The sequence below is a fragment of the Mycobacterium sp. EPa45 genome, from assembly GCF_001021385.1.
GTDB lineage: Bacteria > Actinomycetota > Actinomycetes > Mycobacteriales > Mycobacteriaceae > Mycobacterium.
In genome coordinates, this window is sequence record NZ_CP011773.1 from 862405 (window position 1) to 877881 (window position 15477).

The 15477-nt window shown below is 67.2% G+C and carries 20 protein-coding genes; 15 read left to right on the top strand and 5 right to left on the bottom strand.

All coding sequences use genetic code 11. The features are described from left to right. Window positions 1-17: 17 nt before the first annotated feature. Entirely contained in the window at window positions 18-728 is a 711-nt protein-coding gene (locus tag AB431_RS03975) for a Rieske (2Fe-2S) protein (RefSeq protein WP_047328846.1), read from the bottom strand. Continuing rightward, the gene (locus AB431_RS03980) at window positions 725-1264 is read right to left on the bottom strand and encodes an RNA polymerase sigma factor (RefSeq protein WP_047328847.1); all 540 of its coding nucleotides are present in this window, start codon (window positions 1262-1264) and stop codon (window positions 725-727) included. The genes AB431_RS03975 and AB431_RS03980 overlap by 4 nt, the downstream gene beginning before the upstream one ends. Before the next feature lie 130 nt (window positions 1265-1394). Between AB431_RS03980 and AB431_RS03985 the strand changes: the two genes are divergently transcribed. Genes AB431_RS03985 through AB431_RS03995 form a run of 3 tightly spaced genes read left to right on the top strand, consistent with a single transcriptional unit; the run spans window position 1395 to window position 3159 of the window. Further along, on the top strand, window positions 1395-1850 hold the full coding sequence (locus tag AB431_RS03985) for a cupredoxin family copper-binding protein (protein WP_082135541.1): 456 nt from the start codon (window positions 1395-1397) through the stop codon (window positions 1848-1850). Beyond that, entirely contained in the window at window positions 1847-2770 is a 924-nt protein-coding gene (locus AB431_RS03990; protein ID WP_047328848.1) for a metallophosphoesterase, read from the top strand. The genes AB431_RS03985 and AB431_RS03990 overlap by 4 nt, the downstream gene beginning before the upstream one ends. Further along, a complete protein-coding gene (locus AB431_RS03995; RefSeq protein ID WP_047328849.1) occupies window positions 2767-3159 on the top strand; it encodes a hypothetical protein in 393 nt (130 codons plus the stop codon). The genes AB431_RS03990 and AB431_RS03995 overlap by 4 nt, the downstream gene beginning before the upstream one ends. Here AB431_RS03995 and AB431_RS04000 read toward each other — a convergent pair. Continuing rightward, a complete protein-coding gene (locus AB431_RS04000) occupies window positions 3113-3493 on the bottom strand; it encodes a nitroreductase family deazaflavin-dependent oxidoreductase (protein ID WP_047328850.1) in 381 nt (126 codons plus the stop codon). The two genes, AB431_RS03995 and AB431_RS04000, sit on opposite strands and share 47 nt — an antisense overlap. A gap of 21 nt (window positions 3494-3514) precedes the next feature. On the opposite strand from AB431_RS04000, the gene AB431_RS04005 reads away from it, so the two are divergent. The 8 genes from AB431_RS04005 to AB431_RS04040 all read left to right on the top strand — a co-directional run bounded on the left by AB431_RS04005 (window position 3515) and on the right by AB431_RS04040 (window position 11212). Further along, window positions 3515-3910: a nitroreductase/quinone reductase family protein gene (locus tag AB431_RS04005; RefSeq protein ID WP_047328851.1), complete on the top strand. Its 396-nt coding sequence runs from the start codon at window positions 3515-3517 to the stop codon at window positions 3908-3910. Between the two features lie 125 nt (window positions 3911-4035). Beyond that, window positions 4036-5352 carry a glutamate-1-semialdehyde 2,1-aminomutase gene (gene hemL / locus AB431_RS04010; protein WP_047328852.1) on the top strand — a complete coding sequence of 439 codons (1317 nt, stop codon included), beginning with the start codon at window positions 4036-4038 and terminating at the stop codon, window positions 5350-5352. After that, window positions 5349-5957, top strand: coding sequence for a histidine phosphatase family protein (locus AB431_RS04015; protein ID WP_047328853.1), 609 nt, complete (start codon window positions 5349-5351; stop codon window positions 5955-5957). The genes hemL and AB431_RS04015 overlap by 4 nt, the downstream gene beginning before the upstream one ends. Continuing rightward, window positions 5954-6550: a TlpA disulfide reductase family protein gene (locus AB431_RS04020; RefSeq protein ID WP_047328854.1), complete on the top strand. Its 597-nt coding sequence runs from the start codon at window positions 5954-5956 to the stop codon at window positions 6548-6550. The genes AB431_RS04015 and AB431_RS04020 overlap by 4 nt, the downstream gene beginning before the upstream one ends. Next, window positions 6547-7317: a cytochrome c biogenesis CcdA family protein gene (locus AB431_RS04025; protein WP_047328855.1), complete on the top strand. Its 771-nt coding sequence runs from the start codon at window positions 6547-6549 to the stop codon at window positions 7315-7317. The genes AB431_RS04020 and AB431_RS04025 overlap by 4 nt, the downstream gene beginning before the upstream one ends. A gap of 89 nt (window positions 7318-7406) precedes the next feature. After that, the gene (locus tag AB431_RS04030; protein ID WP_162489430.1) at window positions 7407-8981 is read left to right on the top strand and encodes a cytochrome c biogenesis protein ResB; all 1575 of its coding nucleotides are present in this window, start codon (window positions 7407-7409) and stop codon (window positions 8979-8981) included. 2 nt (window positions 8982-8983) lie between these two features. Beyond that, a complete protein-coding gene (gene ccsB / locus AB431_RS04035) occupies window positions 8984-9958 on the top strand; it encodes a c-type cytochrome biogenesis protein CcsB (protein ID WP_047328857.1) in 975 nt (324 codons plus the stop codon). A 75-nt stretch (window positions 9959-10033) separates the two neighbouring features. Further along, window positions 10034-11212, top strand: a complete 1179-nt coding sequence (locus AB431_RS04040) for a MinD/ParA family protein (protein WP_047333062.1) — start codon at window positions 10034-10036, stop codon at window positions 11210-11212. On the opposite strand, the gene AB431_RS30310 is transcribed toward AB431_RS04040, so the two are convergent. After that, a complete protein-coding gene (locus tag AB431_RS30310) occupies window positions 11209-11370 on the bottom strand; it encodes a hypothetical protein (protein WP_144418187.1) in 162 nt (53 codons plus the stop codon). The genes AB431_RS04040 and AB431_RS30310 overlap by 4 nt on opposite strands. Before the next feature lie 47 nt (window positions 11371-11417). Between AB431_RS30310 and AB431_RS04045 the strand changes: the two genes are divergently transcribed. Beyond that, window positions 11418-11747: a DUF4229 domain-containing protein gene (locus AB431_RS04045; protein ID WP_047328858.1), complete on the top strand. Its 330-nt coding sequence runs from the start codon at window positions 11418-11420 to the stop codon at window positions 11745-11747. Here the strand turns inward: AB431_RS04045 and AB431_RS04050 are convergent. Beyond that, window positions 11744-12613 carry a 1,4-dihydroxy-2-naphthoate polyprenyltransferase gene (locus AB431_RS04050; protein ID WP_047328859.1) on the bottom strand — a complete coding sequence of 290 codons (870 nt, stop codon included), beginning with the start codon at window positions 12611-12613 and terminating at the stop codon, window positions 11744-11746. The two genes, AB431_RS04045 and AB431_RS04050, sit on opposite strands and share 4 nt — an antisense overlap. A 607-nt stretch (window positions 12614-13220) precedes the next feature. On the opposite strand from AB431_RS04050, the gene AB431_RS04055 reads away from it, so the two are divergent. Genes AB431_RS04055 through AB431_RS04065 form a run of 3 tightly spaced genes read left to right on the top strand, consistent with a single transcriptional unit; the run spans window position 13221 to window position 15465 of the window. Further along, on the top strand, window positions 13221-14342 hold the full coding sequence (locus AB431_RS04055) for a hypothetical protein (RefSeq protein ID WP_144418188.1): 1122 nt from the start codon (window positions 13221-13223) through the stop codon (window positions 14340-14342). A gap of 8 nt (window positions 14343-14350) precedes the next feature. Continuing rightward, a complete protein-coding gene (locus AB431_RS04060) occupies window positions 14351-14878 on the top strand; it encodes a MarR family winged helix-turn-helix transcriptional regulator (protein ID WP_082135542.1) in 528 nt (175 codons plus the stop codon). Between the two features lie 29 nt (window positions 14879-14907). Then, complete coding sequence (locus tag AB431_RS04065) at window positions 14908-15465, top strand: SHOCT domain-containing protein (RefSeq protein ID WP_047328861.1); 558 nt, start codon at window positions 14908-14910, stop codon at window positions 15463-15465. Window positions 15466-15477: the final 12 nt, after the last annotated feature.

Genomic DNA, 15477 nt, shown 5'->3' on the forward strand with positions numbered 1-15477 from the left:
TATGCAGGTTACAGCCGTCAGGTGCTCCGGGTCGGCGGGGCCAGCACTTCCACGACGCCGTCGCGTTCGCGGACTTCGAAGTGCGGCAACGGCTTCGGCGCGATCGGCAGGGCGTGCGTGACGACTGCGCCGGCCGGCGAGAACGATGTCGCGTGGCACGGGCAGCGCAGCCGGTCGTCGCCCTGGTCGAACCACAGCTTGCAGCCCTGGTGGGTGCACACCCCGGACACCGCATCGACCCGGCCGTTGACCCGGCGGACGAATCCGCTGACCGAGCCCAGGTCAAAGGCATGCACCGCACCTTCGGGCAGGTCGCCGCTGGACGCCACGGTCTGCCAGGAGCCGTCGGTCGGCACCAGATGCGGGTCGGCGACTTGCTGCTCATCGGTATGGGGACGGACCACCAATCTATCCACCGACACACCGGCCACCGCAGCCGTTGCCGCCGCGGAGGTGCCAACAATCACCTGCCTGCGAGTGGCCGACATTCTCGGCTTCGGGGATGGTGTACCGGGCGAAGGCGCAGTATCCGAGGACATTTCGGCAGCCAGTCGTGCCTTGAGGCCGTCGACGAATTCCGGTCGTGGCTCACCGGCGTCCTCGCGGGCGGCGGTCAGGTCGATCGCGGTGCGCAGCTGTGCCGCCTCGAACTCGTTCGGGGTGAAGGGCTTCGGTTGACGGCCGGCCTGCATGTCGTCGATGTAGCGGCGAAGATCGCGGCGGGTCATGGCAGTGCCCCCTCGCTGATCTGCGCGGCCAGCCGCAACGCCCGATGTTGCAGTACTTTGGCGTTCGCGACGCTGATGCCGAGCGTACTGGCCGCCTCCCGTACCGAACAGCCCTGTAGAAAGCGCAGTTCCAGGACGCGGCGGTAGTTGTCGGGCAGGGCGTCGAGAAGTGCGGCGACGCGCTGCGGGGCAGTGCTCGGCGCGGCGGGACCGAAGACGGTGTCGGGCACGTCCTCGATCGTGGTGATCTCGGTGCCGAGGGTGGCTCGCCAGTGCGCCGCCAACACGGTGCGAGCGGTGGCCCGCAGGTACGCGCGCACCTCGGGAATGCTGGCCGTCAGGCGCAGCGGCCGCATCGCGGCCAGGAACACCTCCGAGGTCAGGTCCTCGGCGTCGGCGCGAGTTCCCACCCGACCGAAGATCAACCGGTAGACCCAGGTGATGTTGTCGTCGTACACGGCTTCCCAGTCCGGATAGCGCGCTTCCGCGACCAGACGCAGGTCTGGTCGCGGGCGTCGATCGTCGTCGGCCGCCATCGTGGTGTGCCTTCCGCTCATCGATAAGAGATAGGCGGCGGGGTTACACGACCCTGGCGTGTAACCGCCGCCCTACCTCTTGATGAGACGGTCCGCGCCGCGGACTTGGTTCAGCCCAGGAGGCAGGTTCATGCACCACACCCGTATCGCGCTGACGTGCGCGGCGGTCGCTGTCGGCGTCGCCGCGTGCTCCACGCCGGCGAAGGCCCCACCACCGTCGGTCGACTTCGGACCGAACGGTGGTACGTCGGTCGGCATGCCGGGAATGTCGAGCATGCCCGGCATGCCCGGGACGATGCCGCAAGCGACGACGGCGGTCCCGGCCCCGCCCGTTGCCGGAACCGCGGTGAGCATCACCAATTTCGCGTTCGCCCCGGCCAACCTCAGCGTCAAGGTCGGCGACACCGTCACCTGGACGAATAAGGACGAAGAGCCGCACAACGTCGTCGCAAGCGACGGTTCGTTCCGCTCACCGGGCATGGACGCCAACGGCACCTACAGCTACACGTTCACCAAACCGGGCACCGTCGACTACATCTGCGGCATCCACCCGTTCATGCGCGGCACCGTGGTGGTGAACCCGTGACCGGCGACCCGCATCAGATGAGCCGGCGACAGCTGATCCGGCACGGCGCCTGGTTCGGTGCGGCGGTCGGGCTGGCCGTCGTCGGCGGGGAGGTGCTGTCCCATGTCGCGAGCGCGCCGGCCGCGACCGACGCCCGGCCCACCCTTAGATTCGCCCAGATCAGTGACAGCCACCTCGGGTTCAACGGGACGGCCAATCCGGACGTCACAGGATCTTTCGAGCGGGCCATCCGGCAGATCAACAGCTTCGGGTACACACCGGATTTCGTCATCCACACCGGCGACCTCACACATCTCGCCACACCGGCTCAGTTCGACCAGGTCAACCAGATGATGGGCGGTCTGAACACCCCGCACGTGTTCACCGTGCCGGGCGAGCACGACTCGGTGGACGACGCGGGGCAGAAGTACCGCGCGGTGTTCGGCGCCGGCACCCGGGGCGACGGCTGGTACAGCTTCGACATCGCCGGCGTGCACGTCATCGGATTGGTGAACACGTTGAACCTCAAGAAGCTCGGGCACCTCGGGGCCGATCAGTTGGAGTTCATCGAGAAGGATGTGGCACCGCTGTCCGCCGACACCCCGATCATCGTGTTCAGTCACATCCCGCTGTTCGCGATGTACCCGGACTGGGGGTGGGGCACCGACGACGCCACCCAGGCGCTGAGCTATCTGCGCCGGTTCTCATCCGTCACCTGTCTGAATGGCCATGTCCACCAGTTGTTTTCCAAGACCGAGGACAACGTGACGTTCTACAGCGGCACGACCACCGCATACCCGCTGCCGCATCCCGGTGACGGGCCCGCGCCCAAGCCGCTGACCCTGCCGGCCGGCCGGCTCCACGATGCCCTCGGCATCCGCGAGGTCAGCTACACCAAAGGCCAGACCATGCTGGCGCTGAAAGAGGAGACGCTGCAGTGACCCGCCTGATCGGTCTCGGAATCGCTGCCAGCCTGCTTGTCAGTGCGGCCAGCCACGGCTACCTCTACCTGCACGGGTACTCGTCCATCCCGAGCATCGGCCGCGGATTCCTGGTACTGACGAGCCTCTTCGTCGCGCTGGCGATCCTGATCGCGGTCGGCGGCCCGGCCTGGTTGCGTGCGGTGGCGTTGGTGGCGGCGCTCGGTTCGATCGTGGCGTTCGCCCTGTCGCGCACCGTCGGGCTGCAGGGCTTCCTCGAGCGCGGCTGGCAGCCGGCGCCGCATGCCCTGATCAGTGTGCTCGCCGAGGCGATCACCGTGGCGCTGTGCGCGTGGTCGCTGCTCAGGACCGGGTCAGCAGTACGGCGGTCTCGAACGGCAACAACGTGAAGAGCGGGCGCCACGGTGACGAAACATGTTGGGCGGCTTCGGCTCTGGGCATCATCCGCGGGTTTTCGACGGCGAAGGTCCGGCCGTAGCGCTTGAGCCGGCCGCCGCCGGCCGCGGTGATGTTCTTCAACCAGTCCCGATCCGGCCCGTAGGTGAGCAGGATCGCGATGCCGTCGTCGGTGGTGAACACCGTGAGCGGAGTGCGATAGTGCCTGCCGGAGCGGCGTCCGACGTGCTCGAGGATCGCCATCGTAGGAACGAAGCCGGCCCACAACCGCTGCACCGGATTGGTGACGTACCGGTTGAACCTGGCCAGCCATTGCGGCAGTTGCATCAGACGATCAAACTCTGACCCATGGCGTACCTCAAGCCTCCGTGGTTCACCGCCAAGGTGTTCAACAAGATCGCGATGGCCACCGGCGTCTCGGGCACCGAGACGCTCACGGTGACGGCCCGCAGCAGCGGACAGGAGCAGAAGATTCCGGTGATCAGTGTCGAGGTCGACGGCACCCGGTACCTGGTGTCGACGCGAGGGGAGTCGCAGTGGGTGAAGAACGTGCGGGCCAACCCGGTGGTGATCTTGGACACCAAAGTCGGCGCTGCCCGGTTCACCGCCGCGGAGGTGCCGGTTGATGCGCGGCCACCGGTGCTGGCCGCTTACCGCGCCAAGGCGGGAAAGACGGTCGACGGCTACTTCACCAAGCTGCCCGACGCTGCTGACCACCCGGTTTTCTCGCTCGACCCGGTCTGAGCGCGGCCCTTCGCGCGAGATTGGCATGACGCAGAGGTTCACTCGAACTCTGGCTGCGTGAGTTCAATCTCGCGTGTCCTACACCCTGTAGTTGAGCATCCCCGCAGTCTGGGACACTGGTGGCCATGAGCAGTACGGATCAGGCCGCCTCCACGGCGATATCGGCCGGGCTGTTCGCCGACGCCTGTGCGGTCATCCCCGGCGGAGTGAACTCGCCGGTCCGGGCCTTCAACTCCGTCGGCGGCACGCCTCGCTACATCACCTCGGCCAAGGGCTACTGGCTGACCGACGCCGACAGCAACCGCTACATCGATCTGGTCTGCTCCTGGGGTCCGATGATCCTCGGTCACGCCCACCCGGCGGTCGTCGAGGCCGTGCAACGCGCCGCCGCCGACGGGCTGTCGTTCGGGGCGCCCACTCCTGGTGAGACCGAGCTGGCCGCCGAGATCGTCGCCCGGGTGAAGCCGGTCGAGCGGGTGCGGCTGGTCAACTCCGGTACCGAGGCCACCATGAGCGCGGTGCGCCTGGCCCGTGGTTTCACCGGCCGTTCCAAGGTCATCAAGTTCTCCGGCTGTTACCACGGCCACGTCGACGCCCTGCTGGCCGACGCCGGTTCGGGCGTTGCCACCCTGGGCCTGCCGTCCTCCCCGGGCGTCACCGGCGCCACCGCTGCTGACACGATCGTGCTGCCCTACAACGACGTTGCCGCGGTGGAGGAGTCCTTCGCCACGTTCGGCGACACCATCGCCGCGGTGATCACCGAGGCCTGCCCGGGCAACATGGGCGCAGTCCCGCCGCTGCCCGGCTACAACGCCGCCCTGCGGCGCATCACCGCCGAGTACGGCGCTCTGCTGATCGTCGACGAGGTGATGACCGGCTTCCGGTTGAGCCGAAGTGGTTGGTATGGAATCGATCCCGTCGATGCCGACCTGTTCACCTTCGGCAAGGTGATGAGCGGCGGGTTGCCCGCGGCAGCATTCGGCGGCCGCAGGGACGTGATGGAGCGACTCGCGCCGTTGGGCCCGGTGTACCAAGCCGGCACCCTGTCCGGTAACCCGGTGGCGGTGGCCGCCGGACTGGCGACACTGCGCAATGCCGACGACGCGGTGTACGCCGCCCTCGATGCCAACGCCGACCGGCTGGCCGGACTGCTCACTGCTGCCCTGACCGAAGCCGGTGTGGCGCATCAGGTCCCGCGGGCAGGCAACTTCTTGTCGGTGTTCTTCACCGACGCCCCGGTCAACAATTTCGCCGAGGCCAAGGCCAGCGCAACCTGGCGATTCCCGGCGTTCTTCCACGCCCTCCTCGACGCCGGCGTCTATGCCCCGCCGAGCGCGTTCGAAACCTGGTTCGTCTCAGCCGCACTCGATGACGCCGCCTTCGACCGAATCGCCGACGCCCTGCCGGCGGCGGCACGCGCGGCCGCGGGAGCCAAGCAATGACCGAGCGCACGACCGTGCACGTGATGCGCCATGGCGAAGTCCACAATCCGGAGGGCATCCTCTACGGACGCCTGCCCGACTTCCACCTCTCCGAGCGGGGACGTGCCCAGGCCGAGGCAGTGGCCAGCTGGTTGGCCGCCCGTGACATCGTCTACGTCGTGGCCTCGCCGCTGGAGCGAGCGCAGGAAACGGCTGCCCCGATCGCACGCCACCACGGCCTCGAGATCGATACCGATGACGAACTCATCGAGTCGCACAACGTCTTTCAGGGCGAGCGGGTATCCCCGGGCGACGGCGCTCTGCGTGACCCGCGTAACTGGTGGCACCTGCGCAACCCGCGTTCACCGTCTTGGGGGGAGCCCTACCGCGAAATCGCCGTGCGGATGAAACGAGCCGTCGAACGAGCCCGGGTCCACGGGGCCGGTCACGAGGCGGTCTGCGTCAGCCATCAACTGCCCGTCGAGACACTGCGCAGGTCGATGACCGGTGCGAAGCTGCACCACTTTCCGACCCGGCGGCTGTGCAACCTGGCATCGCTGACCTCGTTCTACTTCGATGGGGACGACTACGTCGGCTGGGGTTACGCGGAGCTCGCCGGGCGGTGAAGTGGCTGTTGGTCCTCCTGGTGGCGGCGTCGGTGTTGGCCGGCTGCTCCACTGGCGACGACGCGGTCGCCCAGGGCGGCACGTTCGAGTTCGTCGCTCCGGGGGGCAAGACCGATATCTTCTACGACCCGCCGTCCAGCCGCGGCACCCCTGGGCCGCTGTCCGGGCCAGAGCTGACGGATCCCTCGAAAACCGTGTCGCTGAAGGACTTCGAGGGCAAGGTCGTGGTGATCAACGTGTGGGGCCAATGGTGCGGTCCGTGCCGGTCCGAGATCACCCAGCTGGAGCAGGTCTACGCGCAGACCCGTGATCTGGGTGTGGCATTCCTCGGGATCGACGTGCGGGACAACGACATCACCGCGCCCCAGGACTTCGTCACTGACCGCAAGGTCACGTACCCGTCGATCTACGACCCGGCGATGCGCACCATGATCGCCTTCGGCGGCAAGTACCCCGCCACGGTGATCCCGTCGACGGTGGTCCTCGACCGTCAGCACCGGGTGGCCGCCGTGTTCCTGCGCGAACTGCTGGCCGAGGATCTACTGCCGGTGGTGCAGCGGCTGGCCGCCGAACCGAAACCGGCTGCACCGTGACCGGTTTCGCCCAGACCGCCGCTGCGGGTCCGCTACTGCTGGCCCTGGGCGTTTGTGTGCTCGCCGGATTGGTGTCGTTCGCCTCGCCGTGCGTGGTTCCGCTGGTCCCCGGTTACCTGTCCTACCTGGCGGCCGTCGTCGGGGTGGATGACACGGCCGGCCCGGTCGCGTTACGGACTCAGCGTCTGCGGGTGGCCGGATCGGCGCTGCTGTTCGTGGCCGGCTTCACCGTGGTGTTCGTGCTCGGGACAGTGGCAGTGCTGGGCATGACCACCACCTTGATCACCAATCAGCTTGTCCTGCAACGTGTCGGCGGAGTGCTGACCATCGTCATGGGCCTGGCGTTCATCGGCTTCATCCCGGCGTTGCAGCGGCAGGCCCGCTTCACCCCGAAAAGGCTCGCCGGAGTGGCCGGCGCCCCGTTACTGGGTGCGGTGTTCGGGCTGGGCTGGACGCCGTGCCTGGGGCCGACACTGACCGGGGTGATCGCTGTTGCTTCGGCCACCGATGGCGCGAGCGTCGCCCGTGGTGTGGCGCTGGTGATCGCCTACTGCCTTGGTCTGGGCATCCCGTTTGTGGTTCTGGCGCTCGGGTCGAGTTGGGCGGCCAACGGGTTGAGCTGGCTTCGCCGTCACACCCGGACCATCCAGGTCGTCGGTGGGGTGCTGTTGATCATCGTCGGGCTGGCCCTGGTCACCGGGATCTGGAACGACTTCATCTCCTGGGTGCGCGACGCGTTCGTCTCCGACGTGAGGCTGCCGATTTGACCAACTCGCCACCGCCAGCAGACGCAGAATCGCCCAAAACCGGGGGTTTTGGGGCGATTCTGCGTCTGCTCGGCAGGTCAGCCCGCACCCTGTGGCGGGCTCTGACGTCCATGGGCACCGCGCTGGTGCTGCTGTTCCTGCTCGCGCTCGCCGCGGTGCCCGGCGCGTTGCTTCCGCAGCGCAGCCTCAACGACGCCAAGGTCGAGCAGTACATCGCCGAACACAACATCATCGGGCCGTGGCTGAATCGCCTGCAGTTCTTCGAAGTGTTCTCCAGCTTCTGGTTCACCGCCATCTACGCGCTGTTGTTCATCTCGCTGGTGGGCTGTCTGACCCCGCGGATGATCGAACACGCCAAGAGCCTGCGTGCGGTCCCGGTTCCGGCCCCGCGCAACCTGTCTCGGCTCCCCAAGTACGCCACCGCCGAGGTCTCGGGAACGCCCGAGAGCGTCGCCGCCACCATCTCGGAACGGCTCAAGGGCTGGCGGCGCGTCACCCGCCAGACCGACGATGGAACCGAAGTGTCGGCGGAGAAGGGCTACCTGCGCGAGTTCGGCAACATCGTCTTCCACTTCTCGCTGCTCGGCCTGCTGGTCGCGATCGCGGTCGGCAAGTTGTTCGGCTACGAGGGCAACGTCATCGTGATCGCCAACGGCGGGCCCGGGTTCTGCTCGGCCTCGCCGGCCGCGTTCGACTCCTTCCGCGCCGGCAACAGCGTCGACGGCACCTCCCTGTATCCGATGTGTCTGCGCGTCAACGACTTCCAAGCCCACTACCTGCCCAACGGGCAGGCTCTGTCCTTCGCGTCGAACATCGACTACCAGGCCGGGGACGATCTGGCCCGCGGTACGTGGCGGCCCTACCGTCTCGAGGTCAACCATCCGCTGCGCATCGGCGGCGACCGGGTGTACCTGCAGGGCCACGGCTACGCCCCGACGTTCACCGTCACCTTCCCGAACGGGCAGAAGCGGACTCAGACCCTGCAGTGGCGCCCGGACGATCAGCACACTCTGCTGTCCTCGGGCGTGATCCGCGTCGACCCGCCCGGCGGCATGTACCCCGACGCCGGGGAGCGGCGTAAGCATCAGCTGGCGATCATGGGCCTGTTCGCGCCCACCGCCGAACTCGACGGCACCCTGCTGTCGTCGAAGTATCCGGCAGCCAACGACCCGGCGGTGGCCATCGACATCTACCGCGGCGACACCGGGCTGGACACCGGCCGGCCCCAGTCACTGTTCACGCTCGACCCGCGGCTCATCGAGCAGAAGCGGCTGACCAAGGTCAAGCGCACCAACCTGCGCGAGGGCGAGGAAGTGCGCCTCGACGACGGCACCGTGGTCCGGTTCGACGGGGCCACGCCGTTCGTCAACCTGCAGGTCTCCCACGATCCCGGTCAGGTGTGGGTGCTGGTGTTCGCGATGTCGATGATGGGCGGCCTGCTGGTGTCACTGATTGTGCGCCGTCGGCGCGTGTGGGCGAGGATTTCTACTGGCGGCGGGCAGGAGCGCAGCGACCCGGGGATGGATTTGGGTTCGAACGGTACGGTGAACGTCGAGCTGGGCGGTCTGGCCCGCACCGACAACTCCGGCTGGGGCAACGAGTTCGAGAAGCTCACCGAACGGATGCTGGCCGACCTGCCGGAGCCGTCGAAAGAGAAGGTCTGAGCATGAATACCGAGCACATCGACATCGGGCTGGCCCGCTACTCCGACTGGGCGTTCACGTCATCGGTCGTGGTCCTGGTCGCAGCGCTGCTGCTGCTGGCCGTCGAACTCGCCTACAGCCGCGGCCGCAAGGTCGAGGCCCGCGAGCTCGTCTCGGCCGGAGTCACCGCCGACAGCGACCGCCCCGGCGTCGTCGTCGACAGGCAAAAGCGCCCGGCCGACGAACGCATCGGCCAGGCCGGCCTGTCGCTGGTCTACGTTGGCATCGCGTTGTTGTTCGTCTGCATCGTGCTGCGCGGGCTGGCCACCGCCCGTGTGCCGTGGGGCAACATGTACGAGTTCATCAACCTGACCAGCTTCTGCGGCCTGATCGCCGCCGCGATCGTGCTGCGCAAGCCGCAGTACCGCGCACTGTGGGTCTTCGTACTCGTTCCTGTGCTCATTCTGCTGACGGTCTCGGGCCGCTGGCTCTACACCAACGCCGCGCCGGTGATGCCCGCACTGCAGTCCTACTGGCTGCCGATTCACGTGTCGGTGGTCAGTCTCGGCTCGGGCGTGTTCCTGGTCGCCGGTGTGGCCAGCATCCTGTTCCTGCTCAAGATGTCGCCGTTGGCCGATCCGGGCCGGGAAGGTCGGCTGGCGCAGATCGTGCAACGGCTGCCCGACGCGCAGACTCTCGACCGAATCGCCTACCGCACTACGATTTTCGCGTTTCCGATCTTCGGCTTCGGGGTCATCTTCGGCGCCATCTGGGCCGAGGAGGCATGGGGCCGGTACTGGGGTTGGGACCCCAAGGAGACGGTGTCGTTCATCGCCTGGGTGGTCTACGCGGCGTACCTGCATGCGCGCTCGACGGCGGGGTGGCGCGACAAGAAGGCCGCGTGGATCAACGTCGTCGGCTTCATCGCGATGGTCTTCAATCTGTTCTTCATCAACCTGGTGACGGTCGGCCTGCACTCGTACGCCGGAGTGAGCTGACACCGGCGTGCGCTAGGGTTCAAAGGACCACGAAAACCCACTCGACCCGAAACGATATGTCAGGGGGAAGTGCACGTGTCCACTCCTCATGGGTCCCGTCAGGGCCATGAATTAACTGATGCGACAACGGTATTCCGCGCCGAACAGCGGTTCAGCGATCCGGCCGGCTCGGCGCCGGAGTCCGAGCCGGACTGGCTGGCGTCCACGCCACCCATCGGTATCCCGATGGATCCGCTCACGTCGGCCGCACCGCTGTTCAACCAGTACGTCGCCGAGCATCCGGTGCCGTCCTACCGGCCGACGGTGCCGCAGACCCCGTATCCGGATTTGTCGACGAGCGCGCTGCTGCGCCAGGCCAAACCTGCGCCGGCCTCTGGCTGGCGCAAGTGGCTCTATCTGGCGTCGGGCAAGCTGATCAACGTCGGCGAGGGCCAGCGGGCCGCGCACCACACCAACCTCGTCGCACAGGTGAACCGTCCGCTGCCGGGCTGCTACAAGATCGCTCTGCTGTCACTGAAGGGCGGTGTCGGCAAGACGACGATCACCGCCACCTTGGGCGGCACGTTCGCTTCCATTCGCGGTGATCGGGTGGTGGCGGTCGACGCCAATCCCGACCGCGGAACGCTGAGCCAGAAGGTGCCGCTCGAAACTCCGGCCACCGTGCGCCATCTGATGCGCGACGCCGAGAAGATCGAGCGTTACAGCGATGTCCGCAGCTACACCTCGCAGGGCCCGAGCCGGCTGGAGGTGCTGGCCTCGGAGAGCGACCCGGCGGTGTCCGAGGCATTCAGCGCCGCGGACTACGACAAGGCGATCGCGGTGCTCGAGCGGTTCTACAGCCTGGTGCTCACCGACTGCGGGACCGGCCTGTTGCACTCGGCGATGTCGTCGGTGCTGTCCCAGGCCGACGCGCTGATCGTGGTGAGCTCGGGTTCGGTGGATGGCGCGCGCAGCGCCTCGGCGACCCTGGACTGGCTCGACGCCCACGGCCATCAGGACTTGGTGCGCCGGTCGGTGTGCGTGATCAACGCGGTTCGGCCGCGGTCGGGCAAGGTGGACATGCAGAAGGTGGTGGACCACTTCTCGCGGCGCTGCCGCGCGGTGTGCGTCGTGCCGTTCGACCCGCACCTCGAAGAGGGTGCCGAGATCGAATTGGATCGGTTGAAGCCGAAGACCCGGGAGGCGTTGGTTCAGCTGGCTGCCGTGGTGGCCGACGGCTTTCCCGCCGTCGACGTCAACGAACGGTTCGGCTAGCGAGGATTGTTGTCGCCGTGGCTCAGTCGCCACAGGAAGTCGGGATCGTCGTCGGGACCGACAACCCTGGTCTTCGGCCGGTGCGCCTGAGCACGAATTGCACGCCAGCCGACGTAGAGGGCCGCCGCAATGATGAGAACCAACAGCAGGTACAGCACGAAAACCTCCTTTGTCCGAATATACGCGCGTCGGTAGGCTCGGCGCGGTGTCGGACAAATCGGACAATCAGACCCAGGGCACGGGTGGCCGCTTGGTCCTCGACGTCGTCGTTTATACCTTCGCGCGGCTCGTTTTGGTGGTCGCTCTGACCGCTGCCATCTATTACATCGCCAAGTTGATCGGAATCTCCGAGTTCCCGCTCATCGTCGCGCTGCTGTTCGCGATCGTGCTCGCTCTGCCGTTGGGCATCTGGCTGTTGGCTCCGCTGCGCAAACGCGCCACCGCGAGCATCGCGTCGGTAGACGAACGCCGCCGCCGCGACCGCGAGCAGCTGCAGGCGCGGCTGCGCGGTTCCGAGCCCAAGAAAAGCGACTAGCCGAACGCCAGCGCCAGCGCCACCGCGATCGACCAGACCAGCATCGTCAGGCCGGTGTCGCGCAGTACCGGGATGAGCTCGCGGCCGCCGAGACCGCGCCGTACCGGGCCGGCCGCACGCAGCGCCAGCGGTGCCGAGATCAGACCGACCGCACACCACGGCGTGGCGAGCATGAGGACCAGGGTCAGCACGCCGGCCAGGGCCAGCATCGACTGGTAGAGGATCCGGGTGCGGCCGTCGCCGAGCCGAACCGCCAGCGTGACCTTGCCCGCCACCCGGTCGGTGGGGATGTCCCGCAGGTTGTTGGCCACCAGTACGGCCGACGACAGCGCACCCGTCGCGACGGCCAGGGCCAGGCCGACCCAGTCCACCCGCAGTGCCTGGGTGTACTGCGTGCCCAGCACCGCGACGAGGCCGAAGAACACGAACACCGCAACTTCGCCGAATCCGGCGTAGCCGTAGGGCCGGGATCCGCCGGTGTACAGCCACGCCCCCGCGATGCAGATCGCGCCGACTGCGATCAGCCACGGCGCGCTGACGATCGCAAGAGTCAGCCCGGCGACCGCGCCCACGGTGAGGCTGACGACGGCCGCCGTCAGCACCGCGCGCGGCGACGCAAGCTTCGAACCGACCAGTCGCAGCGGCCCGGCACGATCGTCGTCGGTGCCGCGAATGCCGTCGGAGTAATCGTTGGCGAAGTTGACCCCGACGATCAGCGCAAGCGAAACCGCAAGTGCCAGCAGCGCCTTCCACCACACGGCCGCGCCCAGCCACGCCGCCGCGCCGGTGCCTGCGATCACCGGCGCCACCGCGTTGGGCAGAGTTCTGGGCCTGGCCCCCTCGACCCATTGGGGGATGCTTGCCATGCCCGCAATCGTCCCACGCGCGGTGACGGGGGGCGCCGGGGCATCGTCACGGGCAGATGGATGTTTGCCCGGTCCCGGTGCGGCCGACTCACCAGACGTAGCTGGTGTCGGCCGCGGACCACCCGTCGAGACGTAGCCTGGCGGCCTGTCGGCCCCGATCGGCATTGTGCGCGCCGCTGCTGAAATTCGCACATCGGTCATTGTCGACTTTGCCGTCGGTCGATCTACGGGATAGCGGGCGAGGGCTCTGCCGACCCGTGACACAAAGACGACGGCATGTCGGACCGGTTCCGATTCAGCAAAGTAAACCCAGCCTCATAGGCTCAGGTGACGGGTTTACGGCTCTGTGTAGTTAATCGAATCGCGTCCGATAACAAGTTTCATTCTGCTGCGGTGTACTTGCGGACCTAAAGTAAATTAGCCGTCCGATATTGTTTGCTGTAATCGCCGAACGGTCCGTCCACCTGCGCATCTAGGGCCCGCGGCGATTGCGCAAAGTCGGACTACTCTGACGGACACGTCAGCACTTCAAATAATGCTGCTGGTTCTCAGTATTTGCTCAGATATGGTTTGCCGCGTCCAAGTGAGTGCTCTGACGGGAGAAATCATGCACATAGCTGTGCGGTCAACCGTTGCGACTGGGGTAGCGATGGTGGGAGCCGGTGCCATCGCCCTGGCCCCGATTCACCCGATCGGCCCGGTCGCCCTGCCGCTGTCGGAAATCAATGTCCCCGCTGCTATTTCGACGATGGAGGTCGAACTCGCGGCGCTGCCCAACCCCATCACGCCCTGGGTCGATGTCTTCACCACCGCCGTCACCAACGCGGGCGTGCTCGGCTCGGCGTGGCTGGACGACCCGGCGCCGGTCGCACGGCAGCTGGCGTTGAACTGGATCGGCTACGGCCAGACCACCGCGACCGCACTCGGTCAGGCGGTCCAGGGAGCCATCGATTACTTCGGCACGTCCTTTCCGCAAGCGCTGCAAACGGCGTTCCAGCAGATCCGGGACGGCCAGCTGTCCGCGGCCGGTTCCACGCTCAGCGATGCCGTCCTCGGGACGATCTTGTACGTCGGCGGCCCGCTGTTTCCGCTCGCGGCGATTCCCGGCCAGATCACCCAAAACCTGAACGCAGCCGTCGTCGCCGCCACCGACATCAACACTCTCGTCGGTCTGGTGCTCGGTGCCGCGGGGCCGGTGGGCGGAGTGATTCGGGCAGTGGCTGACACGGCGCAGCAGTTCGTCGACGCGATCAGCGTCAGGGATTACAGCGCCGCGGCACAGGCTGTCTTCGACGTCGCGCCGAACATCGTGACTGCGATCGTCAACGGCTACACGACGACCGACGGCACGCTGTATCCCGGTCTTCTCACGCCGCCGGACGCTCAGGGCGTCAATGCCGGACTGGGCTACACCCTGCTGGTGTCCATTCCGCGGACGATCGCCACCGCGCTGGGCGCGCCGGCACCAACCGCCGCCGCCGTCGTCGCGCCTGCCGCAAGCCGTGAAGCGGCCAGCTCGCAGACAACCGACTCCGATGCGACCGAGGCAGGATCCGAATCGTCGTCGCCGAAGTCGACCGCCCGGGCACTGCGGACCAAGGGGAAGTCGGCAACCAAGACAGCCACTGCCGCCAAGAAGCCGGCGGGTGCCACGACGTCGACCGGCGCCAAGAGCGCCCGGCGGGGCAAGGGCACTGGCCACGGCGGAGGTCGGAGCGCAGCCGGGTAGACCACTCGATGCATCATGATGCTGCGGGCAACGGTTCCCGGTCGACCCATCAGCGGTATGTGAAGCTCGGATTCGATGACGTCGAGGCCGGTGCGTGGGTGCATTTCGAATCGGTCGCAATCGCCTTGCACTCGGCCGTCAACCGCGCCTTGGCGCAGCATCACCAGTTGAGTCTTGCCGACGTCCAACTGCTGGCGCATCTCAAAGGTCATGGCCCGAGCGCGATGGGAGCGCTGGCCGAGATGCTGATGGTCACCCCCAGCGCGCTCACCCAACAGATCCAGCGTCTGGAGCGGCGCCGGCTGGTGCACCGGGAGGCCAGCAGCGACGACGGCCGGCGGGTGCTGGCGACGATCACCCGGGAGGGGCTGCGACTGAGCACCGCGTCGCTGGCGACCTACGCCCGTGTGGTGCGCGCGCACTTCCTGAACGAGCTGAGCAGGAACCAGATGATCGCCCTCGGCGACGGCTGCCGCCGGATAAGCACCAGGTTGAAGGCTGTTGACACAACCTCGGACTCGTCGGATAGCCAGTGAGATAGCGGGCACCAATTTAAGGTGCCGGCATGCCTCTGTTCAAAAAGGGCTTCAGGCAAGCGTGGGCCGACGCGGGCGCGGACCGGGAGGATGAGTTCGCGCAGGTGATGAAGTTCCCGCCGGTGCCTGAACTCGCGGTCGAATTGATGACGGCTTTCGGTGCCAGCGGACCCCGGCAGGGGAAGCCACTGACCGAAAGCGATCTCGCACAGTGGTGGCTTGACCGCTACGAGTTCACCTCCCGACGCCAGAAAGTGCTGTGCTCGGCGATGTTGCGCCGTGGTCGCAGCCCGATTCGCGAGGCGTTGCAGGTGCTCGAGCACGCTGAGCTGGTGTATCTGACCGTGCGTACCGACAGGGAAGACAACTGGCGGGCGACAAATCTGGGCTCGTCGATCTTGGCCGAGGGCAGGGATGCGGTGGCCGAGCGAGTCGGGCAGCGGCCCGGAGCAGGTGCCGCGACGCCGACGGCGGAGCCGAAGTCTGCGGTCGATCGCCTGCAGGAGCTCGACACGCTGCTGCGCGCCGGGGTGATCAGCGATGCCGAATACGCGGCCAAGCGCCAACACATCATCGACGGGATCTGAACGCCCGGCACA

Excerpts from the sequence above, each read along its gene's own strand:
- AB431_RS03975 (WP_047328846.1), bottom strand. The coding sequence starts at position 728 with ATGACCCGCCGCGATCTTCGCCGCTACATCGACGACATGCAGGCCGGC.
- AB431_RS03980 (WP_047328847.1), bottom strand. The coding sequence starts at position 1,264 with ATGGCGGCCGACGACGATCGACGCCCGCGACCAGACCTGCGTCTGGTC.
- AB431_RS03985 (WP_082135541.1), top strand. The coding sequence starts at position 1,395 with ATGCACCACACCCGTATCGCGCTGACGTGCGCGGCGGTCGCTGTCGGC.
- AB431_RS04000 (WP_047328850.1), bottom strand. The coding sequence starts at position 3,493 with ATGCAACTGCCGCAATGGCTGGCCAGGTTCAACCGGTACGTCACCAAT.
- AB431_RS04005 (WP_047328851.1), top strand. The coding sequence starts at position 3,515 with ATGGCGTACCTCAAGCCTCCGTGGTTCACCGCCAAGGTGTTCAACAAG.
- hemL (WP_047328852.1), top strand. The coding sequence starts at position 4,036 with ATGAGCAGTACGGATCAGGCCGCCTCCACGGCGATATCGGCCGGGCTG.
- AB431_RS04015 (WP_047328853.1), top strand. The coding sequence starts at position 5,349 with ATGACCGAGCGCACGACCGTGCACGTGATGCGCCATGGCGAAGTCCAC.
- ccsB (WP_047328857.1), top strand. The coding sequence starts at position 8,984 with ATGAATACCGAGCACATCGACATCGGGCTGGCCCGCTACTCCGACTGG.
- AB431_RS04050 (WP_047328859.1), bottom strand. The coding sequence starts at position 12,613 with ATGGCAAGCATCCCCCAATGGGTCGAGGGGGCCAGGCCCAGAACTCTG.
- AB431_RS04055 (WP_144418188.1), top strand. The coding sequence starts at position 13,221 with ATGCACATAGCTGTGCGGTCAACCGTTGCGACTGGGGTAGCGATGGTG.
- AB431_RS04060 (WP_082135542.1), top strand. The coding sequence starts at position 14,351 with ATGCATCATGATGCTGCGGGCAACGGTTCCCGGTCGACCCATCAGCGG.
- AB431_RS04065 (WP_047328861.1), top strand. The coding sequence starts at position 14,908 with ATGCCTCTGTTCAAAAAGGGCTTCAGGCAAGCGTGGGCCGACGCGGGC.